This is a genomic window from uncultured Salegentibacter sp. (genome assembly GCF_963972535.1).
Taxonomy (GTDB): domain Bacteria; phylum Bacteroidota; class Bacteroidia; order Flavobacteriales; family Flavobacteriaceae; genus Salegentibacter.
On the sequence record NZ_CAXAVR010000034.1, the window covers coordinates 1 to 23,950 of the forward strand.

Annotated in this window: 25 protein-coding genes and 1 other RNA gene; 14 read left to right on the forward strand and 12 right to left on the reverse strand. The window is 36.5% G+C overall.

The window, feature by feature from the left end; genetic code table 11:
• The first annotated feature begins 7 nt into the window (after nt 1-7).
• The 3 genes from msrB to lpdA all read left to right on the forward strand — a co-directional run bounded on the left by msrB (nt 8) and on the right by lpdA (nt 2,605).
• Complete coding sequence (gene msrB, locus AACZ30_RS06340) at nt 8-400, forward strand: peptide-methionine (R)-S-oxide reductase MsrB (RefSeq protein WP_093305967.1); 393 nt, start codon at nt 8-10, stop codon at nt 398-400.
• A 19-nt stretch (nt 401-419) separates the two neighbouring features.
• The gene (locus tag AACZ30_RS06345) at nt 420-989 is read left to right on the forward strand and encodes a collagen-like protein (RefSeq protein ID WP_339648342.1); all 570 of its coding nucleotides are present in this window, start codon (nt 420-422) and stop codon (nt 987-989) included.
• Nucleotides 990-1,213: 224 nt separating this feature from the next.
• On the forward strand, nt 1,214-2,605 hold the full coding sequence (gene lpdA / locus AACZ30_RS06350) for a dihydrolipoyl dehydrogenase (protein ID WP_075327230.1): 1,392 nt from the start codon (nt 1,214-1,216) through the stop codon (nt 2,603-2,605).
• Nucleotides 2,606-2,782: 177 nt separating this feature from the next.
• Here the strand turns inward: lpdA and AACZ30_RS06355 are convergent, their stop codons facing one another.
• The 4 genes from AACZ30_RS06355 to AACZ30_RS06370 all read right to left on the reverse strand — a co-directional run bounded on the left by AACZ30_RS06355 (nt 2,783) and on the right by AACZ30_RS06370 (nt 5,311).
• Nucleotides 2,783-3,511 carry a diphthine--ammonia ligase gene (locus AACZ30_RS06355; RefSeq protein ID WP_339648343.1) on the reverse strand — a complete coding sequence of 243 codons (729 nt, stop codon included), beginning with the start codon at nt 3,509-3,511 and terminating at the stop codon, nt 2,783-2,785.
• Nucleotides 3,508-3,930: a type II 3-dehydroquinate dehydratase gene (aroQ, locus tag AACZ30_RS06360; protein WP_075327232.1), complete on the reverse strand. Its 423-nt coding sequence runs from the start codon at nt 3,928-3,930 to the stop codon at nt 3,508-3,510. Before aroQ ends, AACZ30_RS06355 begins: the two co-directional genes overlap by 4 nt.
• Before the next feature lie 141 nt (nt 3,931-4,071).
• Entirely contained in the window at nt 4,072-4,560 is a 489-nt protein-coding gene (locus AACZ30_RS06365; RefSeq protein WP_339648344.1) for a hypothetical protein, read from the reverse strand.
• A 145-nt stretch (nt 4,561-4,705) separates the two neighbouring features.
• Nucleotides 4,706-5,311, reverse strand: a complete 606-nt coding sequence (locus tag AACZ30_RS06370) for a porin family protein (RefSeq protein WP_075327990.1) — start codon at nt 5,309-5,311, stop codon at nt 4,706-4,708.
• A gap of 116 nt (nt 5,312-5,427) precedes the next feature.
• Between AACZ30_RS06370 and xerD the strand changes: the two genes are divergently transcribed.
• Both xerD and AACZ30_RS06380 read left to right on the forward strand, forming a co-directional pair.
• Nucleotides 5,428-6,324: a site-specific tyrosine recombinase XerD gene (gene xerD / locus AACZ30_RS06375; RefSeq protein ID WP_339648347.1), complete on the forward strand. Its 897-nt coding sequence runs from the start codon at nt 5,428-5,430 to the stop codon at nt 6,322-6,324.
• A gap of 117 nt (nt 6,325-6,441) precedes the next feature.
• Nucleotides 6,442-7,404, forward strand: a complete 963-nt coding sequence (locus tag AACZ30_RS06380) for an aldo/keto reductase (RefSeq protein WP_339648349.1) — start codon at nt 6,442-6,444, stop codon at nt 7,402-7,404.
• Between the two features lie 80 nt (nt 7,405-7,484).
• Here AACZ30_RS06380 and rny read toward each other — a convergent pair whose 3' ends face one another.
• From rny to AACZ30_RS06400, 4 genes are all read right to left on the reverse strand, one after another.
• The gene (gene rny, locus AACZ30_RS06385; protein WP_093304796.1) at nt 7,485-9,047 is read right to left on the reverse strand and encodes a ribonuclease Y; all 1,563 of its coding nucleotides are present in this window, start codon (nt 9,045-9,047) and stop codon (nt 7,485-7,487) included.
• 50 nt (nt 9,048-9,097) lie between these two features.
• A non-coding RNA gene (gene ssrS, locus AACZ30_RS06390) (6S RNA) lies at nt 9,098-9,205 on the reverse strand.
• Nucleotides 9,206-9,260: 55 nt separating this feature from the next.
• Entirely contained in the window at nt 9,261-9,551 is a 291-nt protein-coding gene (locus AACZ30_RS06395) for a cell division protein ZapA (RefSeq protein ID WP_075327237.1), read from the reverse strand.
• A gap of 5 nt (nt 9,552-9,556) precedes the next feature.
• Complete coding sequence (locus tag AACZ30_RS06400) at nt 9,557-9,847, reverse strand: hypothetical protein (protein WP_075327238.1); 291 nt, start codon at nt 9,845-9,847, stop codon at nt 9,557-9,559.
• Between the two features lie 184 nt (nt 9,848-10,031).
• Here AACZ30_RS06400 and AACZ30_RS06405 point away from each other — a divergent pair, with 184 nt between their 5' ends.
• Complete coding sequence (locus AACZ30_RS06405) at nt 10,032-11,726, forward strand: M23 family metallopeptidase (protein WP_339648351.1); 1,695 nt, start codon at nt 10,032-10,034, stop codon at nt 11,724-11,726.
• A 197-nt stretch (nt 11,727-11,923) separates the two neighbouring features.
• Here the strand turns inward: AACZ30_RS06405 and AACZ30_RS06410 are convergent, their stop codons facing one another.
• Together AACZ30_RS06410 and AACZ30_RS06415 are read right to left on the reverse strand one after the other, a co-directional pair.
• Nucleotides 11,924-13,096, reverse strand: coding sequence for a GlmU family protein (locus tag AACZ30_RS06410; RefSeq protein ID WP_339648352.1), 1,173 nt, complete (start codon nt 13,094-13,096; stop codon nt 11,924-11,926).
• Between the two features lie 186 nt (nt 13,097-13,282).
• Entirely contained in the window at nt 13,283-13,534 is a 252-nt protein-coding gene (locus tag AACZ30_RS06415) for a type B 50S ribosomal protein L31 (protein WP_037314972.1), read from the reverse strand.
• Between the two features lie 148 nt (nt 13,535-13,682).
• On the opposite strand from AACZ30_RS06415, the gene AACZ30_RS06420 reads away from it, so the two are divergent.
• The 4 genes from AACZ30_RS06420 to AACZ30_RS06435 are packed head-to-tail and all read left to right on the forward strand — an operon-like array spanning nt 13,683 to nt 18,792.
• Nucleotides 13,683-14,201, forward strand: coding sequence for a DUF4199 domain-containing protein (locus tag AACZ30_RS06420; protein WP_075327242.1), 519 nt, complete (start codon nt 13,683-13,685; stop codon nt 14,199-14,201).
• A gap of 10 nt (nt 14,202-14,211) precedes the next feature.
• A complete protein-coding gene (locus tag AACZ30_RS06425; protein WP_339648358.1) occupies nt 14,212-15,171 on the forward strand; it encodes a glycosyltransferase family 2 protein in 960 nt (319 codons plus the stop codon).
• A gap of 48 nt (nt 15,172-15,219) precedes the next feature.
• Nucleotides 15,220-16,950 carry a phospho-sugar mutase gene (locus AACZ30_RS06430; protein ID WP_339648360.1) on the forward strand — a complete coding sequence of 577 codons (1,731 nt, stop codon included), beginning with the start codon at nt 15,220-15,222 and terminating at the stop codon, nt 16,948-16,950.
• Nucleotides 16,951-16,962: 12 nt separating this feature from the next.
• Nucleotides 16,963-18,792 (forward strand): ABC transporter ATP-binding protein, encoded by a 1,830-nt coding sequence (locus AACZ30_RS06435; protein WP_339648361.1) that lies wholly within the window; start codon nt 16,963-16,965, stop codon nt 18,790-18,792.
• 61 nt (nt 18,793-18,853) lie between these two features.
• Here the strand turns inward: AACZ30_RS06435 and AACZ30_RS06440 are convergent, their stop codons facing one another.
• Nucleotides 18,854-19,207 carry a hypothetical protein gene (locus tag AACZ30_RS06440; protein WP_075327246.1) on the reverse strand — a complete coding sequence of 118 codons (354 nt, stop codon included), beginning with the start codon at nt 19,205-19,207 and terminating at the stop codon, nt 18,854-18,856.
• Nucleotides 19,208-19,635: 428 nt separating this feature from the next.
• Here AACZ30_RS06440 and AACZ30_RS06445 point away from each other — a divergent pair, with 428 nt between their 5' ends.
• The 3 genes from AACZ30_RS06445 to AACZ30_RS06455 are packed head-to-tail and all read left to right on the forward strand — an operon-like array spanning nt 19,636 to nt 21,180.
• A complete protein-coding gene (locus tag AACZ30_RS06445; protein WP_339648362.1) occupies nt 19,636-20,181 on the forward strand; it encodes an RNA polymerase sigma factor in 546 nt (181 codons plus the stop codon).
• Nucleotides 20,182-20,213: 32 nt separating this feature from the next.
• Nucleotides 20,214-20,735, forward strand: a complete 522-nt coding sequence (locus AACZ30_RS06450; protein WP_339648363.1) for a hypothetical protein — start codon at nt 20,214-20,216, stop codon at nt 20,733-20,735.
• A 1-nt stretch (nt 20,736) separates the two neighbouring features.
• A complete protein-coding gene (locus tag AACZ30_RS06455; protein WP_339648364.1) occupies nt 20,737-21,180 on the forward strand; it encodes a hypothetical protein in 444 nt (147 codons plus the stop codon).
• A gap of 210 nt (nt 21,181-21,390) precedes the next feature.
• Here AACZ30_RS06455 and AACZ30_RS06460 read toward each other — a convergent pair whose 3' ends face one another.
• Nucleotides 21,391-22,458, reverse strand: coding sequence for an oxidoreductase (locus AACZ30_RS06460; protein WP_339648365.1), 1,068 nt, complete (start codon nt 22,456-22,458; stop codon nt 21,391-21,393).
• 268 nt (nt 22,459-22,726) lie between these two features.
• Here AACZ30_RS06460 and AACZ30_RS06465 point away from each other — a divergent pair, with 268 nt between their 5' ends.
• Entirely contained in the window at nt 22,727-23,944 is a 1,218-nt protein-coding gene (locus AACZ30_RS06465) for an RsmB/NOP family class I SAM-dependent RNA methyltransferase (protein WP_339648366.1), read from the forward strand.
• Nucleotides 23,945-23,950: the final 6 nt, after the last annotated feature.

A 23,950-nucleotide genomic window follows, 5' to 3' on the forward strand; every position in this document is an offset into this window, starting at 1 on the left:
ATTTATTATGAAAAAGTACAGTATAGAAAAACCCGAAACCGAATGGAAAGAACAACTCTCTGAAGAGCAATTTCGGGTATTGAGAAAAAAAGGAACAGAAGCACCACACACCGGCAAATACAATATGCATTTTGAAGATGGTGAGTATTTTTGCGCCGGTTGTGGCGAAAAACTTTTTGACAGTGAAGCCAAGTTTGAGAGCGGCTGCGGTTGGCCCAGTTTTGATAAAGCTATAGAAGGAAAAGTAGAATACGTACAGGATAAAACCTTTGGTATGATTAGAACAGAAATTCTATGTGCTAACTGCGGCGGGCATCTTGGCCACGTCTTTGATGATGGACCTACTGAAACCGGACAACGATATTGCGTAAATTCGGCCAGTATAAATTTTAATAAATAACAACCTAACACCTATTATTATGAAAAAATTATTTTCTATTTTATTTATGACCACATTTTTATTCTCCGCCTGTGAAGGAGATCAGGGCCCGCAGGGACCTCCAGGACCTCCCGGTGAAGATGGATTTGGTGGCGCATCTGCAACGATATTCGAAATAAATTCTAACTTTTTTTATGACGAGGGAGCTAATTTATGGACTACTGATCTTTTGGCTTTTAGCGACTTCACTGATGTTGAAGTTCTTGAAACAGATGTTGTTTTAATTTATCGCCTGGACGCTATAGGTCAATTAGATGATGGTAGCGATGTAGATGAATGGAGCATGTTACCTCAGAATTTTTTCACCGAAGATGGAACTATACAATATGTTTTTAACCATACTTTTGTAGATACTGAAATTTTTATTGACGGAAATTATGACCTGGCTACACTAAGTGATGATTTTACTGAAGGTCAGATTTTTAGGATCGCCATTATTCCAGCTAATTTTTATGAAAATGCGAATTTTGACAGTTCAAATATTGACGCTGTTATGAACGCACTTGATATAAAAGAAAGTGATGTAAAAAAAGTTGAAGCAATTAAATAAGCCTTCATTTATATTAAGTTTTTATTAGACCTCCCAGGTTTCAAAACCTGGGAGGTTTTTTGTATTCATAAAATACAACATAAATAGAATTCAAAATCTTTACGTTTAATATAGCTGGTATACTCCTTACGAAAACTTTTCAGTTTAAGCGATTATTCCTTAAATTCGCAACTTCACTCGCTAAGCGAGATTTGATTTATTAAGCCTAATAAAAAATTCCGAATATGAGTAAATACGATATCATTGTTTTAGGTAGTGGCCCGGGTGGTTATGTAACCGCCATTAGAGCTTCACAACTAGGTTTTAAAACCGCAATTGTAGAAAAAGAAAGCCTTGGAGGTGTTTGTTTAAATTGGGGATGTATCCCAACTAAAGCCCTTTTAAAGAGTGCCGAGGTTTTTGATTACCTGAAACACGCCGAAGATTACGGATTAAGCCTTGAAAAAGCCGATAAGGATTTTTCAAAAGTCATTAAACGTAGCCGCGATGTGGCTGCAGGAATGAGCAAAGGAGTTCAGTTCCTAATGAAGAAAAATAAAATAGACGTAATTGAAGGCTTCGGAAAATTGAAATCCGGTAAAAAAGTCGCTGTTACAGATAAAGACGATAAAACCAAAGAATACCAGGCCGATAATATTATTGTGGCTACTGGTGCGCGTTCTCGCGAATTACCAAACCTTAAGCAAGACGGTAAAAAAGTAATTGGTTACCGTGAAGCAATGAGCCTGGAAAAACAACCAAAATCTATGATTGTGGTTGGTTCTGGCGCTATTGGGGTTGAGTTCGCTCATTTCTATAATGCTATGGGAACAGAAGTTACAGTAGTAGAATTTTTGCCAAATGTAGTTCCTTTAGAAGATGAAGAAATCTCCAAGCAATTTGAGCGTAGTCTCAAAAAAGCAGGAATTAAGGTAATGACCAATTCTTCAGTAGAAAGTGTAGACACATCTGGCAAAACAGTAAAAGCTAAGGTGAAAACCAAAAAAGGCGAAGAAACACTGGAAGCCGATATCGTACTTTCTGCAGTTGGAATTAAAACCAATATTGAAAACATAGGCCTTGAAGATCTTAAGATCAAGACCGATAAAGATAAAATTGTTGTAGACGATTTTTATAAAACAAATGTAGACGGAATTTATGCCATTGGTGATGTAGTTCACGGGCCGGCCCTTGCTCACGTTGCTTCTGCAGAAGGTATTCTTTGTGTAGAAAAGATAAAAGGAATGGATGTAGAACCATTAGACTACGGAAACATTCCAGGATGTACATATGCCACTCCTGAAATTGCATCGGTTGGAATGACTGAAAAGCAAGCCAAAGAAGCCGGTTACGAACTTAAAGTAGGTAAATTCCCGTTCTCTGCTTCAGGAAAAGCAAAAGCCGCAGGAAAATCTGAAGGGTTCGTAAAAGTAATTTTTGATGCTAAATACGGCGAATGGTTAGGTTGCCATATGATTGGCGCCGGCGTTACCGATATGATAGCTGAAGCAGTTCTGGGACGTAAACTGGAAACTACAGGCCACGAAGTATTAAAAGCAGTTCACCCTCACCCAACAATGAGTGAAGCGGTAATGGAAGCTGTGGCTGCTGCTTACGATGAAGTAATTCATATTTAAGAAGCATATAATTTTAAAAATTAAAATCCCCGAAGCAATATTGTTTCGGGGATTTTTTGTTTTTAACGTCATCCTGAATTTATTTCAGGATCTAATATTTTTAAAGTTTAATTATGTTAGAAGCTGAAACAATCCCAAAGCTTCGGGACAGCTTGAAGAAGTTAAAATGTTAGATTTCTATTTTAACAACAAATCACAATATACAAAACTGGTATCCCAGGATTTCTGATCTTTAGAAAAGCAATTATTATCTGATTCTTCAGCAGGTTTATACGATCTCTCCACCATCTCCCCTTTTTTAAATTTAATTGGTTCGTTAAAGATTGGTCCATCAAAAACAAAGGTGTGAAATTCCCCGTTTTCACCACATGGATCCACGTCTTTTGGGAGATCTTTTAAAAAGCTTTGGTCTAGAATTCTTCCGCAGAAAGATTTATCGAGTTTATCGGTATTTACGCAAACTATAATTGCTTTAAATCCGGTTGTAATAAATTCTTCTAAAAGCTCTTTTGTATCCTGTTTCCAAATCGGAAACACCGCTTGTACCCCTATTTCCTCTAATTGATTTTCACGGTAACGCTTCAGGTCTTCGAGAAAAATATCACCAAAAATACTATGGGTAAATCTTTCATCTAAAAGTTTGTTGGTTTCTATTGTCATTATCTCATTATAATTTTCCATAGAAACTTCACCATTCAATTCTATTTGTTGAAGTGGTAAATCTAAACACGCTGCCTGTTTTTGTAGTAATTCCAGTCGTACGCCGTGCATAGAAATTCGGTTAAATTCAGTATTTACCGTTGTAACTAATTTTTGCACCGAATATTCTCCATCCTGCTTAACCTTATAAAGTGCCAAAGCGGCATCTTTACCACTACTCCAATTTAGATAGGCTTTTTTCATCATTTTTCATTTAAAAAACTTTGAATCGCCAAATCGTATCCCAAAAGTCCAAACCCAAGAATTACCCCTTTAGCGTTAGGAGCTATATAAGATTTATGCCTGAATTCTTCCCGCGAATGGGTGTTGGAAATATGTACTTCTACAACAGGAGTTTGTATGCCTTTAATTGCATCTCCCAATCCCACCGAAGTATGTGTGTAAGCGGCGGCATTTAAAACAATCCCGTCAAACTCCTTATCGGCTTCGTGAAGTTTGTTGATGAGCTCCCCTTCTATATTACTTTGAAAGTAAGAAAGTTCGGTTTTTTGAAATTTAAACTGAAGTTCAGAAAAGTAGGTTTCAAAACTTTTATTTCCGTAGGTATCAGGCTCACGGGTTCCCAAAAGGTTAAGGTTGGGACCGTTTATAATCATTATTTTCATTTTTTACCGGTTAGCTGGTTATACTCGTAAAGGTAAAAAATAAGATATAGTTGATCTATAAAAAACCCTTCAGAAAAAAAGAAGATCCTTTTAGGAAAATTCAATTTTTAAGAAGGGTAATTTCTGGTTGGTTACTTACAGTTACAGTCCAAATTCAAGTCCCAGGTTTATGGCGCCAAAGCTACCGCCATCTACACTAATTCCGGTATAAGATCCTACCAAACCAATAATTCCAAAATTATAGCCTACTTGCGGCCTATAATAAAAACCACCGTCGTTGCCTTCATTTAAGCCTACTGCGTAGCCCAAATCGGCTCCAAAAAAGAAACCTCTTGCAAGAGAAATTCTTCCTGATGCCGCAATAGGTAGAAAAGCAGGATCATCTACTTCAAAGCCGCCAAAATTATCTTCGTCCATAAAAAATTGGGTATATCCTATTTTAGGACCTAGATACAACATATCAGCGACGTCTAGCATATAAGCTAAATCTACCCCGGCTTGAAAATTACTGACTTCTTCAATATCTCCAACAGGTAAGCCAACATTTGCTCCTATTCTTAATCCGCTTTGTGCCTGCATAGCAGTGGTTCCCAATAAAGCAAAACAAATAATAAGTACCAGACGTTTCATAATTATACATTTTTGGTTACTTACCTAAAGGTATTGTAATTAACAATTAGTAGAACCTATAGTAGTGAATTACAGGATTTCAGGTATAAAAAAAGCGGGAACCATTAAGTTCCCGCTTTCTATTCATAGGTGTTAATATACTGTATTAAAACATTAGTCCAATACCTGCCTGGATCCCGTTATTTTTAATAGCATCGTCATCCCAGTTATCGCTATCAAATACATCTGTAAATCCTTGAGTGTATCTCGCAGATAAGAAGAACCCGTTGTTGAATTTGTAAGAAGCACCAATAGCACCTCCAAATTCAAAAGTACTTCCGGCTTCAGTATCAAACTCTGCTTCACCAATACTACTTTCAAAATCATATTCTTCTTCTACTAAAAAGTTAAAAGAAGGTCCTGCTTCAATAGATAATCCATCTATTAGGTAAATCTTAGCTAAAACAGGCACTTGAATATAATCAAGTTGGTATTCGCCATTTACATTCTGCCCGGCGAAATTTCTATTTGCTTCCACTCCCTGAGTTGCATAAAGCACCTCTGGCTGTAAAGAAAAACGTTCACTTAATGGAATTTCAGAAAGTAAACCTAAGTGAAACCCTGTTCGGCTTTTCTCATCCTCAAATCCGTCTGAAGTCATATTGGTGAAATTAACCCCACCTTTAGCTCCAAAATACACGAATTCCTGTGCGCTAGCCGCGGTAGTAAAACCAAATACGGCAATTACTGCAATTAAAATTGACTTTTTCATTACTTTCATTTTTGTTAGTGTTACAAGGGCAAATGTAGGAACAGGCTTCTTAATAAAATGTTATGTAAGCCTAAAGTATTACTAAGATTAAGGCAAATTGTTTATATCTTTAACGTATGAAATGGGCTTCAGCATTACAGGATTATTGCAACTACCTTCGTATAGAACGCGGACTTTCAAACAATTCTATTACTAATTACAGAATGGACGTGGTGAAACTTATCAACTTTTTAAGCGTTAAAAAAATTAAAGTCTCTCCACTTCAAATTTCAGAAGAAATCTTACAACAATTTATTTACGAAATTGCTCGCAATGTTAATGCGCGTTCCCAATCGCGTATAATTTCTGGCTTACGCGGATTTTTTAATTACCTGGTTTTTGAAGATTACCGCAAAGACAATCCTTTAGATCTTATAGAATCGCCTAAAATAGGCCGCAAACTGCCCGATACCATATCAACTGAAGAAATAGACCTACTTATCGCAACTATAGATTTAAGCAAAGCTGAAGGCGAACGCAATCGTGCCATCCTGGAAACTTTATATGGTTGTGGTTTGCGGGTTAGTGAACTTACCGAGCTAAAAATTTCAGACCTGTTCTTTAAAGAAGGTTTTATAAAAGTAACCGGAAAAGGAAACAAACAGCGTTTTGTACCTGTTTCAACTTATACACAGAAGTTTATTAATATTTATAAAGATGAAGTTAGAATTCATCAAAAAATCAACAAAGAATTTTCTGATACTTTATTTCTAAATCGAAGGGGAAACCAGCTCACCCGCGCAATGATTTTCACTATAATTAAACGTTTAGCCGAAAAAGCCGGAATTCAGAAAAAGATAAGTCCGCACACATTTAGACATTCCTTTGCCACCCATTTACTGGAAAATGGGGCCGATTTACGTGCTATCCAACAAATGTTAGGGCACGAAAGCATTACCACTACTGAAGTGTATATGCACGTAGACCGCAAACATCTTCGGGAAATTATGGAGCAATATCATCCAAGGCGATAACTTATATTAAAGTTCGGTTAAACAGGTTTCAAAACTTCAAAAAGCCTGTATTTATTAGTATTTTAAGGCCAACTGATTTTTAAAAATTGCGAAGAAAAATTTAAACCAATTCAAAAAATGAAAACATTAAAGTTTAAGAACGGTGATGAGATGCCGGCCATAGGATTAGGCACCTGGAAATCTGGAAAAGATGAAGTAAAAAATGCGGTAAAAACTGCATTAAATAACGGTTATCGCCATATTGATTGTGCCGCTACTTATGGCAATGAAGACGCTGTTGGTGAAGCTTTCGCCGAAGTTTTTTCTGAAGGGAAGATAAAACGCGAAGAAGTATGGATTACTTCAAAACTATGGAATAACGCTCATAAAAAAGAAGATGTAATTCCCGCGTTGAAAAAGACCCTGAAAGACCTTCAACTAGATTATTTAGACCTTTATTTAATTCACTGGCCGGTAGCATTCAAACCCGAGGTGGATTTTCCTCAAAATGACGATGAATATTTATCATTAGAAGAAGTACCGCTAATAGAAACGTGGAAAATGATGCTTGAAGCCAAAAAACAAGGTTTGGTAAAACACGTGGGTGTTTCTAATTTCAGCACAATGAAACTCGAAGAATTAATGGAAGAAACTTCAGAATATCCAGAAATGAATCAGGTAGAATTACATCCCTATTTACAACAAAATGAGTTACTGGAATTTTGCAGTACGCATAATATTCACGTTACGGCATTTTCCCCTCTTGGCAGTGGCGACCGTCCCGATAGAATGAAAGCCAAAGACGAACCTTCATTATTGGAAAACCCTGTAATTAAGAAAATTGCTAAAAAGCACGGTGCAAGTGCCGGACAGGTATTGATAAAATGGAATGAAATGCGTGGAACTGCGGTGATTCCAAAGTCTACCAATGAAGAAAGAATTATAGAAAACCTTGCCAGCGCCGGACTTAATCTAAATGAAGAAGATTTAGAAGAAATTGCTGCTTTAGACGAGCATTACCGGTATGTAACCGGCGAGTTTTTTGTCACCAAAGGAAACTCATACCAAAACATTTATGATGATGACGATTATAAAGCTTAATTAATTGTAATTAAAAAGGGTGTTTGAAATAGTTATCAAACACCCTTTTTTCTATGAAATTTTTAAAATATTATCTATCTCTACTTAGCAATATTTACCGCTCTTGTTTCGCGAATTACCGTTACTTTAACCTGTCCAGGATAAGTCATATCAGTCTGGATCTTTTGTGAAATTTCAAAAGAAAGGTTTGAAGCTTTTTCATCATTCACTTTTTCACTTTCAACAATTACACGTAGTTCACGTCCTGCCTGGATGGCGTAAGCTTTTTTCACTCCTCCAAATCCAAAGGCAATCTCTTCAAGATCCTTTAAACGCTGAATATAAGAATCCAGCACCTGCCTTCTGGCTCCCGGTCTTGCACCGCTAATTGCATCACAAACCTGAACAATAGGAGAAAGTAAAGAATTCATCTCTATCTCGTCGTGGTGAGCACCAATAGCATTACAAACTTCAGGTTTTTCGCCGTGTTTCTCTGCCCATTGCATTCCAAGGATCGCGTGAGGCACTTCTGTTTCGGTTTCCGGCACTTTACCAATATCGTGTAATAATCCCGCGCGTTTAGCCAGTTTTGGGTTAATACCAAGCTCTGAAGCCATTACGCCACAAAGTTTTGCAACCTCCCTGGAGTGTTGTAATAAGTTTTGGCCGTAAGAAGAACGATATTTCATTCGTCCTACAAGTTTGATCAATTCTGGGTTTAAGCCGTGAATTCCTAAATCAATTACGGTACGTTTACCAATATCAATAATCTCCTCGTCAATTTGCTTGCGGGTTTTCTTAACTACTTCTTCAATTCTGGCGGGGTGAATCCTACCATCGGTCACCAATTTATGCAGCGATAAACGGGCAACTTCCCTTCTAACCGAATCAAAACAGGAAAGAATAATAGCTTCAGGAGTATCGTCTACAATAATTTCTACCCCGGTTGCGGCTTCCAATGCCCTAATATTTCTTCCTTCGCGGCCTATAATTCTACCTTTTACATCATCGCTCTCAAGGTTGAAGACCGAAACACAATTCTCAATTGCCTCTTCAGTTCCAATTCGCTGAATGGTGTTTATAATAATTTTCTTGGCTTCTTGCTGTGCGGTTAATTTTGCTTCTTCTATAGTATCCTGGATTAACGCCATAGCATCTGTCCTGGCGCTGTCTTTAAGCGCTTCAGAAAGTTGTGCCTTGGCTTCATCGGCGGAAAGGCCAGAGATCACTTCTAACTGCTGTATCTGGCTGTTGCGAAGTTTATCTATTTCGTCCTGTTTCTTTTCAAGATATTCTACGCGCTGATTATAATCGGTTAACTTTTCTTCAAACTCTTTATTGAGCTTTTTATTCTTAGAAAGTTCTCCTGAAACCTGCGATTCTTTATCCCTAATGCGTTTTTCGGCATCGTTCATCTTCTTATCCCGGTTAAGAATTACCTTCTCGTGCTCCGATTTTAACTCGATGAATTTCTCTTTAGCCTGTAGTATCTTATCTTTTTTGATACTTTCTCCTTCAGATTTTGCCTCCTTAAGAATGTTGGCTGCAGTCTTCTTGGCGTTTTTAATGGTTTGTGAAGCTCTTTTTCGCTCCAACTGTTTTGCAATAGCAAAACCTATCGCTATACCCACAACCCCAATAACTATATTTAGTAATATCTCCATATTTAAAATTTATGTATAAAAAAAGCCTGTATTAGATAGGTTTTTGGATTAAACTCCTTAAAAACAAGTTTAGGGCTAACAAGCTGATCAAGAATCCGCTCTAAGGCGGCGCGCTTTTACAACTTAGACTCACCCTCTTTAAAGAATCTCTGTTGAGTTTATCAAAATATCACTAATACAGGCAGTAACCTTTATTTATTTAAAGAACGTTTATTATACCAGGTGCTTCTGCAGCAAATCGTTAAGTGATTTGAGTTTATCTTCTGCTTTAAGCGTATCGGTAGATCTATCTATATCTTTTTGCTCGGTTTGGGCGGCAAATTGTAAAGCACACATTGCTAATACATCCTGCTTATCCCTCACGGCATAACTTTGCTCAAATTGCTTAATCATAGCCTCAATTTTCTTCGCTGCCTTACGTAAACCTTCTTCCTGTTGGGGATTAATAGTTAAAGGATACACACGGTCTGCAATAGAAAGTTTTATTTTTAATTTATCGGCCATATTTATTATTCAGATAATTGAACAATGCATTGATCAATCTCCCTTATTAAGCTATTTAATTTAAGCTTGGTTTCTGTTTTGAATTCGGTACTGCCCAGCATTGCATTGGCGGCTTTAAGGTTTTGAACTTCCTGATTAGAACCTTCAATTTTTTGGGCTAATCTTTGGTTTTCTTCTTTAACAGCGGTCATTTCTTCCTCTAAAGAACGGTGATTCTGCTTTAAATTTTCATACTTATGAAGCAGTTTACTAATCCTATTTTCAAGGCTATCAACGATTTCTGTCAATTCACTCATAAAAGCCAAATGTAATGCTTATCCCCACAAAGTTAACATTCGCGCTCTAATATGCCAATTGTTTTTTCGTCTATTTTTAAAATTAGGCAAGACATTTGCTAAGTTTCTAAGCACTAAGCCTTTAATTTTTGATTAAACTTTAATTAACTTTACCGCCCTGTTATACCCCTAATAAAAAATTAATATGAAATCTATTTTAGCTGTAATTCTATTATTCTTTAGCACTGCAATCTTTGCCCAGGCGCAGCTTCCGAAAGATTATTTTCAAAAACCGCTTGATGTTCCACTTGTGCTTTCAGGTACTTTTGGAGAACTGCGTTCCAACCATTTTCATAGCGGATTGGATATTAAAACCCAACAAAGACAGGGTTTAAATGTAATTGCTTCGGCTAAAGGATATGTTAGCCGAATAAATATTCAACATTATGGCTACGGAAAAGCGCTTTATGTACAGCATCCTAACGGCTACACCACTGTTTACGCCCACTTAAAAGAATTTTCGCCCGAAATTGAAGCTTATGTAAAAAAGCGCCAATACGCAAACGAAACATACGAAATAGAGCTCTTTCCTGAAGCTGGAGAATTACCGGTAGAAGCCAATGAACTTATTGCCTTTAGTGGAAATACGGGTGGCAGCGGTGGCCCTCACCTTCATTTTGAAATTCGTGATGGCAGCCAACGACCTATGAATCCTAAACTTTTTGGGATAAATATTGAAGATAATAGAGCACCCATAATTGACGGATTGTATGCTTATCCTTTAGACGAAGAAGCACACATAAATAATTCCCGGGAGCGACAAAAAATAAACCTTACACCACTTGAAGATGGTAGTTATATTGCAAGCGAAATTGATGCCTGCGGAAATATTGGCTTTGGTATTTCATCTGTAGATCAGCAAGATGGGGCTCCTAACCGAAACGGAGTCTATCAAATTGAAGCTGAGCTAAATGGCGATCGTATATTAACCTTACCCTTTAAGCGTTTTTCTTTTGCTGAAACCCGTCACCTTAACCAGTTAATCGATTATGAATATTATAGCAAAAACCGAAAACGAATTCAAAAACTTTTTGTTGAAAACGGAAATCCGCTAAGCCTGTACGAAGATGTAGTAAATAAGGGAGAGTTACATATTCAGGATAGCCTTAATTACAATTACACCATAAAAGTGAGCGACTTTGCCGGAAACCAGCGCGTGATAAGAATTCCTATCCAGGGAGTTCAACGAAACGATATTCCGCCTAAAAAAGAAGATAAAACCGATTATTTTGCACAGGCAAATCAGCCTTTCGCTGCCGAAGCTAATGGAATGGATATCTATATCCCCAAAGGAAGTCTTTATAGCGACACCTATTTAGATATTGAATTTGGAGAAGACAAAGTGAAAGTTCATGAAGACCACACCCCGCTTCATAAAAATATCACTATAGGTTTTGACGTTAGTGAATATTCAGCTGAAGAAAAGGAAAAACTTTTTATCGCAAGATTAGGTTATGGAAACCGCCCTAATTATTCTTCTACCTACAAAAAAGCAAACCGATTCACCACCGGCACAAGAACTTTTGGAGAATATACCCTGGCATCTGATGTTACACCTCCAAAAATATGGCCTACCAATTTTAATGATGGCCAGTGGATTTCCAGCAACAATACTTTACAGGTGAAAATTAGCGATGATCTCTCTGGGATTAAAAGCTATCGAGCTACGGTAAACGGGAAATTTATTCTTATGGAATATGAGTATAAAAACAATACGCTAACCCACGATTTTAGTGATGGTGTTGTAACCGATACCGAAAACCAATTAAAAATTATTGTAACCGATAATGTGGGTAATAGTAATACTTATGAAGCAACGTTTTTTAGGAAGAATTCTTAAAAACAGAAGTAAATAAGTTTTTAATAAAATTAAAGGCTATCTGAAATATCTAATTTACGTCAAGCTGAACTTGTTTCAGCTTCTAACACGTTGCAAATTCAACCAACTTAGATCCTGAAACAAGTTCAGGATGACGACTTAACGATATTTCAGATAGCCTTTATTAATACTCTTTTGGAAAGTGATGTTTTAATCAACTACCCTCTCCTCCACTTACTGGTTTCCTCAAAAACGTGTTCAAGTATTTTTTTATCTTCTTCTGAAAATTCTATGTTTCGACGGTTCATAACAATTTCAGCAACTTCAAAGGCTTTCTCGGTTTTGTAAACCGTCATCCCGGCGCTGCCACCCCAACTGAAGCTGGGTACAAAATTTCGTGGAAACCCGGCACCAAAGATATTTGAACTTACGCCCACAACTGTCCCGGTATTGAACATTGTGTTAATTCCGCATTTACTATGGTCGCCCATCATTAATCCGCAAAATTGCAATCCGGTTTTAGCAAAACCTTCAGTTTCGTAATCCCAAATACGTACTTCAGCATAATTATTTTTCAGGTTGGAATTATTGGTATCGGCACCCAAATTACACCATTCCCCTAAAACGGAATTTCCTAAATATCCGTCGTGACCTTTATTGGAATTCGCAAAAAGCACTGCATTATTTATTTCGCCGCCACCACGACATCCAGGCCCCAAAGTTGTTGGACCATAAATTTTAGCACCCATTTTCACCAAAGCACCTTCGCAAACTGCGAGAGCACCTTTAATAAGGCTGCCTTCCAGTACTTTTGCATCTTTCCCGATATAAATGGGCCCGGTGGAAGCGTTTAATGAACAATTCTCCACTTCGGCCCCTTCCTCTATAAAAATCTTTTCGGGATTTTTTACGTAATTAGATTCGTGAATAGGCTGCGATTGTCGGCCCTTGGTTATAATTTCAAAATCGGCTTCAATGGCTTCCCCGTTTTTAGAAAAAATATCCCAGGAATTATTTATTTGAATTACCCCATCCGCCAATTCTATTTGCTCATAGTCCTCTAAAGCTACTTCCTGATCTTCGTAAGCGTGAAAAGCAACAATATCTTCCTGATGAAAAATTGCTTGGTTTGGTTTTAGGCTTTTTATTTGTTGCAAAAATCCAGGATTAGGAAGAAAAGAAGCATTTATCATTATGTTTTCTTCCAATTCTACCATTGGCCATTTTTCGGCTAAATAATCTTCGGTAACTGTAGAAGTGGTAGATTTTAAAAGAAACTCCCATTTTTCGCGAATTGTAAGAATACCAACTCTAATATCGGCTACAGGCCGCGTAAAGGTAAAAGGGAGTAAGCGGTTCCTGGCAGAACCGTCAAATAATATATAATTCATCCGCACAAATTTAGGTTTCAAAAATACAAATAAACTCACTTGACGCAAGTCTACGGGCTTTTAACTTGAAAAATGAAGTAAAAAATAATTTCCTTCCTTCTGGAATCTTTATATATTCTAAAAAGTAAAGCACAAAAAAAGTCGCCTTAAAAAAGGCGACTTTCTGAAATTATATATAACAAAAAATTATTTCTTGAATTTCTTGTACTTGTTTTTAAACTTGTCAATACGTCCGGCGCTATCAACCAATTTGGTTTGCCCGGTGTAGTATGGGTGAGAAGTTCTTGAGATTTCCAACTTAATAAGTGGATATTCTGTACCTTCTACTTCAATAGTTTCTTTAGTATTCGCGGTAGATTTAGTAATGAATACATCTTCGTTAGACATATCTTTAAATGCTACTAATCTATAATTTTCCGGATGGATTCCCTGCTTCATCGCTTTAGTTCTTTTAATTTTCGAGGTGCAAATTTAAGTAATTCCATTATAAAAACAAGGGATAGACAAAAATATTTTTAATTCTTCTGCAATGTAACGTTTTGTTATATTTGCTTACTAACCGGTTGTAACTAAACAATCTTAAATTATGGAAAATTCTACTTCAATTAAATCGGTTGCCTATCCTTACGGGTTTGTTCTTGCTATTTACTCTATTTTAGCCCTGGTTCTTATTTATGTTTTTAATGTAGCTCAGGATAACTGGGTGGTCGGGGTAATAAATACTCTTGTTTCAATTGCTATTTTTGTTTTAGCTATTAAAAAATTCAAGCAAAATAACAATGGTTTTCTAAGTCTAAAGGAAGCTTTAAAAGTAGGATTAGCTGTAGCCGTAATAAGCGGAGTAATTACTGCAATTTATTCCTATATTCATTATAGCTTTGTATATCCTGAGTATTCAGAAATGATGTACGATCAGGCAGTTTTACAAATGGCAGAACAAAATATGCCAGAATCTCAACAAAATCAAGCTTTGGAAATGACCAAAATGTTTACTAGTCCCTGGTTTTTTGCAACTATGGCGCTAGTAGGAAGTTTATTTTTCGGCTTTATAATATCATTAATTACAGGGTTAATTCTAAAGAGAGAAAATCCTGCACATCAATAGAAATAAAATAATGCAGATTTCCGTCGTTATTCCGCTTTTAAACGAAGAACAATCTTTAACTGAATTATATAATTGGATCGCAAAAGTAATGCGATCCAATTCCTTTTCACACGAGATCATTTTTATAGACGACGGCAGTACAGATAATTCCTGGAAAACCATTGAAGCCCTGGCAGAAAATGACCAGGCGGTTAAGGGAATAAAATTCAATAGAAACTACGGGAAATCCCAGGCACTTCACGCAGGGTTTCTACGAGCTAAGGGAGATGTTATTATCACTATGGATGCCGATCTTCAAGACAATCCAGAAGAAATCCCCGAACTTTATAAAATGATTACCGAACAAGGTTACGACCTGGTTTCGGGCTGGAAAAAGAAGCGCTACGATTCTGTAGTCACCAAAAATATCCCTTCCAAAGTTTTCAATGCTGCGGCGAGAAAAACTTCCGGCGTAAAACTTCACGATTTTAACTGCGGACTTAAAGCTTACAAACAGGCAGTAGTAAAAAATATTGATGTCTATGGCGAAATGCACCGGTATATCCCGGTTCTTGCCAAAAATTCGGGTTTTACTAAAATTACCGAAAAGGAAGTTCAGCACCAGGCCCGTAAATACGGAAAAACAAAATTTGGCGCCGAAAGATTTATTAATGGCTTCCTGGATCTTATAAGTATTTGGTTTCTTTCAAAATTTGGCCGCAGGCCTATGCACCTTTTTGGAGCTTTGGGGGTTTTAATGTTTATTTTCGGTTTTCTTTCGGCCGGTTGGATTGGTATTTCCAAACTTTACAAACTTTATCACGGCCTGCCCAACGTTTTGGTAACCTCAAACCCCTGGTTTTATATCGCGCTGGCGGTAATGATAATTGGTTCGCAATTGTTTCTTGCTGGTTTCCTGGGTGAGCTTATTTTACGCTCTAAACGCGAAAAAGAACGCTACCTTATCAATAAAACCACGCCAAATTTATAATGCCATTAAGGCATTAATCCTTATTTTTGTTTCTCTAAACTTATAATTATGGCTAAAAATAAACCAGAAATCCTGGCTAAGGCTAAAACCTGGCTGACTGATATATTTGACGTAGACACGCATAAAGAAATCAACCATCTTATTGAAAACGATCCGGCTGAACTGGAAGAATCTTTTTATAAGAATGCTGCTTTTGGAACCGGTGGTATGCGTGGAATTATGGGTGTAGGCACCAACCGAATCAATAAATATACCCTCGGAAAAAACACCCAGGGACTTTCTAATTTATTGAAAACCGAATTTAAAGGTGAAAAATTAAAAGTAGCGATCGCGTACGATTGTAGAAATAATTCTAAAGAACTGGCACAAATGGTAGCTGAAGTATTTTCGGCTAACGAGATTGAGGTTTATTTGTTTTCAGAATTAAGGCCAACCCCAGAGCTTTCTTTCGCGGTGAAATATCTTGATTGCCACGCGGGAATTGTACTTACCGCAAGTCATAATCCGCCAGAATACAACGGTTATAAAGTGTATTGGCAGGACGGTGGCCAGTTGGTACCGCCACAAGACACCAAGCTTGTAGACATAATCAATAATTTAGAATACGAAGAAGTTAATTTTAAAGCCAAACCGGAATTTATTCATAAAATAGATACCGAAGTAGATGAAGCATTTCAGAAAGCTTCAGTAGAAAATGGAAGTTTTAATACTTCCGCCTCGGCGAAAGATAATTTAAACATTGTTTTCACCTCCTTGCACGGAACGGCTTGTAAGACGAATCCGCAGATTTTAGAAAAAGCAGGTTATAAAAATGTTTTTCTTGTTAAAGAACAAAAAGAACCTAACGGAAATTTCCCAACGGTAAAATCGCCAAATCCTGAAGAACCGGAAGCCTTAAAAATGGCGTTAGACCTGGCCGAAGAAAAAAATGCCGATATTGTAATTGGTACCGATCCAGATGGCGACCGTCTTGGCGTAGCAGTTCGTGATTTGAATGGAAAAATGATTCTGCTTAACGGTAATCAAACGATGTTGGTTATGACGTGGTTTTTGCTGGAACAACATAAGAAACAGGGTAAATTATCGGCTAATTCTTTTGTGGCTTCTACCATTGTTTCTACCCCTATGCTTAAAAACATTACAGAAGATTTTGGCGCTCAGTATCACGAAGTTTTAACTGGGTTTAAGTGGATCGCCAAATTGATTAAAGACAATCCAGACCTTGATTATGTTGGCGGGGGTGAAGAAAGTTTTGGTTTTATGGTAGGCGATTTTGTGCGTGATAAAGATGCGGCTACTTCTACTCTACTCGCCTGCGAGATCGCAGCACAAATAAAAGCCGAAGGCAGCTCTTTCTATGAACAACTTTTAAAACTTTATACTGAATACGGTCTTTACCGTGAAGAACTAATTTCTTTAGTGAAAAAAGGGATTGAAGGGGAAGCAGAAATCAAGCAGATGCTAATTGATTTAAGGGAAAACCCGTGGCAGGAAATTGATGGTGAAAAAGTTGTTCTTATTGAAGACTATCACACCTCTAAAGCCAATAACCTACAGGATAAAATTGAAGAAGAGATTAAAATCCCAAAATCTAACGTACTAATTTACTATACCGAAAACGGGACAAAAATAGCAGCAAGGCCAAGTGGTACCGAGCCAAAAATCAAGTTTTACTTCAGTGTAAATTCAGATTTGGATAAAATAAAAAATTTTGATGCTGAAAATGCCAGGCTGGCCGAAAAGATAAAGCGCATTAAAAACGAATTACAACTGGGCTAAGCGCTCTACTCTATGACCTATTTAAAAAAGATTCTTCAGTTTGCAAAACCCTACAAGCGTTTTGCGATACTTAACATTATAAGTAATATTTTTTACGCGCTTTTTAGCACCCTGGCGTTTATTTCTTTTATTCCCATGCTGCGGGTGCTTTTTCAGGAAGAAGAGCCAATTAGTAGCAGGCCGGTATGGAATGGGGAGTTTAGCGGTCTAAAAGATTTCGCTAACGATTATTCTAATTTTTTCCTGAACCAACAGGTAGAAGCACACGGCCAAATTGCTGCTTTGGTAAGTATTTGTATTACAGTAATTGTACTTTTCTTTTTAAAGAATTTTTTTAATTACCTGGCTTTATATTTTATTGCCAACCTTAGAAACGGGATGCTTAAAGATATAAGGAACCGTATCTACGATAAAATTGTAGAATTACCGGTTTCCTTCTTTTCTGAAAAACGAAAAGGAGATTTTATTTCCAGGATTACCAGTGATGTTCAGGAAATTCAGACTTCATTCTTAAGTATGCTGGAGCTTTTTGTAAAAGAACCGCTTACTTTGATTTTTACCCTGGTAGCCATGATCGCGCTTAGCCCGAAATTGACGCTCTTTGTGTTGGTATTTTTACCACTTTCAGGTTTATTGATTTCTTCTATTGGAAAGAAATTAAAATCTCAATCTACCCAGGCACAACAGGAAAATGCAAATTTTCTAACCATTGTAGAAGAATCACTTTCCAGCTTAAAAATTATTAAGGGTTTTAATGCTGAAGATAAATTTAAAAAGAAGTTTTATGACAGCACCGGCCGATTAAACCGAATTTTAAATACGCTTTTACACCGCCAGAACCTCGCCTCACCTATGAGTGAGTTTTTGGGTGTGGTGGTAATCACTATAATTTTATGGTTTGGTGGAAGAATGGTGTTAATTGATAATACTATGGACGCCTCAACTTTTATAGGATTTCTGGTATTAACGTATAATATTTTAACGCCCGCAAAAGCAATTTCTAAAGCTACTTACTCTATTCAAAAAGGAAATGCCAGTGCCGAACGAATTTTAGAAATCCTGGAAACCGAATCAACAATAAAGGATGATAAAAATGCCATAAAGAAAGAGAGTTTTGAAAACAGCATTGAAGTAGATAATATCAATTTTAGGTACGAAAAAGAAAACGTACTTAAGAATTTTTCTATGCAGGTAGAAAAAGGGAAAATGGTTGCTCTGGTAGGTCAATCTGGTAGCGGGAAATCTACGATCGCAAACCTAATAACTCGTTTTTACGACGTTAACGAAGGTGATATTAAACTAGATGGGCATAACATTAAAGGAATTACCAAAAAATCGCTAAGAAACTTAATGGGACTTGTTACCCAGGATTCTATACTCTTTAATGATACGGTTAAAAATAATATTGGATTAGGGAAAGACAATGCTACCGAAGAGGAAATTATTGAAGCCTTAAAAGTTGCCAATGCCTGGGAGTTTGTAAAGGATCTTCCCAAAGGCCTGGAAACAAATATTGGCGATAGTGGCAATAAATTAAGTGGCGGTCAAAAACAAAGGCTTTCAATTGCCCGGGCTGTACTTAAAAATCCACCAATTATGATTCTTGATGAAGCTACCTCTGCCCTGGATACCGAAAGCGAAAAGCTGGTGCAAAAAGCCCTGGAAAATATGATGAAAAACAGAACTTCTATAGTTATCGCCCATAGACTTTCCACCATACAAAACGCAGATAAGATTATTGTACTACACCGGGGCGAAATTGTAGAGCAGGGCAAACACCTGGAATTACTCGCCCAAAAAGGTACCTATCAAAAGTTAGTAGAAATGCAATCTTTTGATTAAGGCACAAAAAAAAGCTGTCTAAGAAAATCTCAGACAGCTTTTTAAAGTTTTAGATATTTTTTTATAAAATCAACTCTCCATTTTCCAGAGCTTCATCTATATTAGCGCTAATCGTAGTATGGGTTCTAAAGAATTTTCTTCCATCTTCTCTTTTCAATTTAACAGTAGTTTCACCTGCATCATTTGTTTCTACTGCAGTTACTTCTACTCTATTCCCATTCAGGCTCTTATAGTTTGCAATTCCACCTTTTTTAATTATGAAATTAGCTTTAGGTAAATCTAAAGATTTAAAATTCTGATTTTCAGTTTGATTAATCACTAATACATCTCCTACCGTTACCGGTTCAGTTTGGTTTTGTGCCTCTACTTGAAAAGCAAATAATAGCATAATCGGAATTATAAGTAAATTTCTCATAGTAATTGTTTTTATTTAGCAAAAATATACATATTTTTTTGCCATAATACAATTATTAAGCACTTTTAGCATAACTTTCACATGTTCATTTATAGGCATAAAAAAAGGACGAAGTAAACTTCATCCTTTTTTAAAAATTATTCTCATTGTGGGGCAACTAAGAATAATAGATTTAATTCGTTTTCAATTGGGGCAAAAAAGATTAAATCATTTTTGATACTGTAAATATAGATTAGAGAAATCAAATCACCAAACAAAAAGTGCATTTTAACTGATTTTTATGCATTTTGTCGATTATATAAAGATTTGGCTTACGCGAAAATTAGGATCGAATTCTTTTACTCGCTGACTTTAAGAAGAATAAAGTTTTAATTACCTTTGGCTTCCGCTACACGGGATTCCACATGAAAATTAAGACAAGTATCCCTTTGAAAACGTCCGAAGATCTACTTATTAAACGCTTACAGGATAAAAAGACTTCTTCTGAAGCTTTTAAGGAATTGGTATCTTTATATAAGGAGCGTTTATACTGGCACATTCGTAACATGGTGAAAGACCATGAGGATGCGCATGATGTGCTTCAGAATACTTTTATCAAAATTTTTAGAAATATCAATAATTTTAAAGGAGAAAGTAAATTATTCTCCTGGATGTATCGCATAGCTACGAACGAATCTATAAGTTTTTTAAATAAACGCGCTAAACGCAATCACATCACTTCAGAAGATTTACAGCAACAATTAATTTCCAATTTAGAGAGCGATGTTTATTTTGAAGGAGATGAAATTCAGTTAAAGTTGCAAAAAGCAATTGCTAGTCTCCCAGCTAAACAACAACAGGTTTTTAATATGAAATATTTTGAAGAATTAAAATACCGGGAAATGGCAGAAATACTTGAAACCAGTGAGGGAGCGCTAAAGGCATCATACCACCACGCGGCTAAAAAAATTGAGGAATACTTAAAAACCAATTAAACCTTTTGTACTTTTCATAGTCAAATAAGCAAATGAAGAAAGAAAAAATATCATATAATCAAAAATCAGGCTTTAAGACCCCAGCAAACTATTTTGAGGGTCTGGAAGATGAATTATTAGATATGGTGAAACTTTCAGGAACCCTGGGAGAAAAAAAATCTGCTGGTTTCACTGCACCAATTGGATATTTTGATGGCCTGGAAGACGAAATTCTTAAAAAAGCAACTAAACCGGAACCCAGGGTTAGAAATTTATTTACCAAAGAAGCATTTCTTTATGCTGCAAGTATCGCCGCAATTGTAATTGCTTTTGCCAGTACTTTTTACATTGACCCTGAAACTCAAACAAGCTGGGACAATGTAGAACTTTCAGTGATGGAAAATTATATAGATAATAATAACATAGAATTTTCTACAAGTGAAATTTCAAATTATATTTTTCAGCAAGGATATATTATTGATGATGCAGATCTAAATACTGTAAATTCTGATGCGATGAAGAATTATCTTGATGAAAATTTAGAAGATCCGCTTTATATTTTAGATGAAGATTAATATGAAAAACCTACTTATAATATTATTAATGTTTTCTGGATTGTGGGAAATGCAGTCCCAAAACAGAAGTGAATCTCATAGAGAGAAAATAAAGGAATTAAAAACTGCTTTTTTTACCCAGGAGTTAAACCTGGATAAACAAAAAGCTCAAAAATTTTGGCCAATTTATAATGAATATGAGTCTGAATTGCACGAATTGAGAAAACGAGAGCATAGAGATTTGCCTAATTTAGAATGTATTACTGAAGATGAGGCCGAGGAAATGCTAAAAGAATACGTTATTATAGAAAGGCAGGATTATGTTCTTAAAGAGAAGCTTTTCAAGGATTTGAAAGAAATAATGTCTTCCCAGGAAATTATTAAACTACATAAACTGGAAGACGAATTTCATAAAAAATTGATAAAAGAATACCGATCTAGAAAAGATCGCGAAAATCAGGAATAATAAAGTAAAAAGTCCTGGTTAGGAAATAAAAATCTCACCTGGTGAGTCTTAAAAGTTAGTTTTTTGGTTAGTTAGTAGTTAGTTAGCATCCCGGTAGGTCTTGGCCTTCCGGGATTCTTTTTAATTCAAACTTCTCAAGGGGAAAGTTTGCAGGATATAGCATTAATTATTTTTCCAATCGAGGTGAGCCCCAACATATTTAAATCTCGATTATCGAGTAAAAGTGAGCTTCGCAATTCTACCTTTTCCTGCAGCATACGCCACTGAGTCGTTTTTAAATCTTAAAGTATAAAAACCTTCTTTAGAAATTTCTTCCCAGGTTTTACCAGAATCTTTAGAATATGAAATTCCGCTGAAACCAGTGGCAATTATTTTTTCTCCACCACTATTAGGCACAAACCTCACACTACTTTTATATCCTGGCTCCTGCCCTTCTGCAATTAAGTCCCAGGTTTTGCCACCATCTTTGGTAATAGCTTTATTCCCGGTATTTCCATCGGGTTTGGTATAATCTCCACCGATAATAATTCCGATGTTTCCATCATAAAAATCCATACTATATCCGCCGGTTGTTGCTTCCCCATCTATTAAAGGAGTATTATAAACTTCCCAGGTATTCCCTTTGTCTGGCGAGAAATAAATTCGGGATTTCATTCCGCCGGTTAAAATCCAGGTATTATCTCCTTCAATAGTTATATTAGAATTACTCGCTGCAAAAGCAGCTTCTCCTTCTATAACTTCAGGCAAAACATCGCAGTTTAACTTTTCCCAGGTTTTACCCCCGTCGCGGGTTATAATTATTGAAATACAATTATCGGTAGGGTCACCCATTGCAATTCCTTCCTCATTATTCCAAAAAGCCATGGCATCATAAAAAGCTTTTTCATGCTCCTCTTTATAAACCAATTCCATCGCGCCAGAATCTCCGGTTTTATAAAGTAAAGCGGGACTTCCAACGCTCAACATAAAAAAATCGTTATCTGTAGAAGCTACTGCTCTAAATTCGGGCACCAGTGAATCGTATTTTTGAGTATTGGTTCGCCAGTTTTTATTCTTAAAATTATACATTCCAAAAGTGGCATTATTGGCAGCAAAAGCCAGGTTGTTTCCAATTATTTCAATCGCTCTAATACTTAAGGAATCATTTTCCAGAATGGGTTCTATAACTACTGAAGTATATTCTACTTCAGGTTGTACCCGGTTTTCTTTTTCCGCTTGTTTTTCATTTTTACAGGCACTAAAAATTACAAAAAGGCATAACAATAGAATTCTGTTCATAAGTTGAATTTAAATATTCTGGTTAAAAAAATTACTTCGGCTCAAACCTAAAAGACTCTCCTGAAAAATATATTGTGATCTCGAGACAGGACTTATACTATTTCATCTCAATTATCAAATCAAATATAAATTTTTCCGCAGCAAAACAGCCTATTGTGAGCTTATAAAGCGCCCTAAAATTTATTATTTAATATGTAGCCAGGCCTTGAAGCAATTAAACCTCGATTGTCGACTAAAAAAATTACCTTTGCAAATTCAAAATTTAGTTATGCGGTTACACAGGAATTTGGTTTTTGCCACCATAGATGCCTTAAATGAAATATTCAACAATAATAAATATGCCGATAAGGTTATAGAGCAAACCCTAAAGCGCGATAAGCGTTGGGGATCAAGAGATCGAAGTTTTATTGCTGAAACCGTTTACGATATTGTTCGGTGGAAAAGACTTTATGCTGAAATTGCTGAAGTTAAAGAGCCGTTTGATCGTGAAAATCTATTTAGATTATTTACCGTTTGGGCTACCTTGCGCGGAATTGCGCTCCCAGACTGGCCTCAATTTGCCGGCACACCTACCCGAAGAATTAAAGGAAAATTTGATAGCTTAAGTAAAATTAGAAAATACCGCGAATCTATTCCAGATTGGATGGATGAGCTTGGAGTAAAAGAACTTGGTGAAAAGGTGTGGGATAAAGAAATCGCAGCGCTAAATCAACAGGCGCCCGTTATTCTTCGAGCTAATACCTTAAAAACAAGTAAAGATAATTTACGCAGCGTTCTTAAAAACGAAGAAATTATTTCTGAACCTATAAAAGGGTATAAAGACGCTTTAAAGCTGGAAGAACGCGGTAACGTTTTTAGAACCCAGGCTTTTAAAGATGGTTTTTTTGAAGTGCAGGATGCTTCTTCGCAAATAGTAGCCGAATTTCTTGAAGTAGAATCCGGGATGCGCGTGGTAGATACTTGCGCCGGTGCCGGTGGTAAAACACTTCACCTCGCAGCTTTAATGGAAAACAAAGGCCAGATTATTGCTACCGATATCTACGGAAATAAACTCAAAGAACTTAAACGCCGCGCCAAACGTGCGGGTGCCCATAATATAGATCCGCGTGCAATTGATTCTACAAAAGTGATTAAGAAACTTTACGGAACTGCAGATCGTGTGCTTATAGATTCCCCTTGTAGCGGCCTCGGAGTGTTAAGCCGAAATCCTGATGCCAAATGGAAATTGCAACCTGAATTTATAGACAATCTTATAAAAACCCAGGCCGAAATAATTGAAACCTATTCCCGTATTGTAAAACCGGGAGGAAAAATGGTTTATGCTACCTGTTCGGTTTTACCTTCTGAAAATGAAAAGCAAGTAGAAAATTTTCTAAAAAATACTGAAGAAGGAAAAAAATTCAGATTGCTTAGAGATCAAACCCTGCTTTCTTCTGAAACCGGTTTTGACGGATTCTACATGGCACTTTTAGAAAAAAAGGCTTAAGGGTTT